The sequence below is a fragment of the Kitasatospora sp. MBT66 genome (assembly GCF_000710405.2).
Classification (GTDB): Bacteria; Actinomycetota; Actinomycetes; order Streptomycetales; family Streptomycetaceae; genus Kitasatospora; species Kitasatospora purpeofusca.
This window is the reverse complement of the sequence record NZ_JAIY01000003.1, coordinates 576,442-576,903: the sequence shown is the minus strand read 5'-3', so window position 1 is coordinate 576,903 and position 462 is coordinate 576,442. Positions and strand designations below refer to the sequence as shown.

Annotated in this window: 1 protein-coding gene; it reads right to left on the bottom strand. The window is 68.6% G+C overall.

Annotated elements, in window-relative coordinates; translation table 11 throughout:
- A partial coding sequence (locus tag BI06_RS50320; protein ID WP_158516381.1) for a hypothetical protein occupies positions 1-462 on the bottom strand: 462 nt, incomplete at both ends.

The window sequence follows — 462 nt, the reverse complement described above, 5'->3', positions numbered from 1 at the left end:
GGGATCGGCACGGTGGTGCTCTCGGCCGGGCGCGACTCCTCCAACGCACAGTCACGGCACAGGGGTTCACCACAGCGGGTGGTCATGGGGGTAAGCCACTCGTCGCAGTCCGAGCAGGGGGTGTACCCGAGTGACTGCATGGCGTCGGTGACGTCGTCGGACGTGATGCGCCCCAGCTCGGGACAGCCCAGCTCGCGGAACACGTCGGACGCGTCCACGTCGTCGGGGTAGGTCCCAGGCATCTCCTGGTCGATTTCGGCGAGCATCGCGGCGTGCTCCCGCTCGCTGTGGTCGTCGTCGTCCAGCAGGGGGTATCCGTGCAGCGTCCCGGTGATCCGTTCCGCGAGCGCTACGGCGGTCGGGGCGTCGGCGTCGTACATGATCCATCCGGTGTCGTCCCAGCGCTCGCCGATCGGTCCGCACTCCTCCGCGAACCACCGCTTGGCCGTGTCGTAGTTGGAC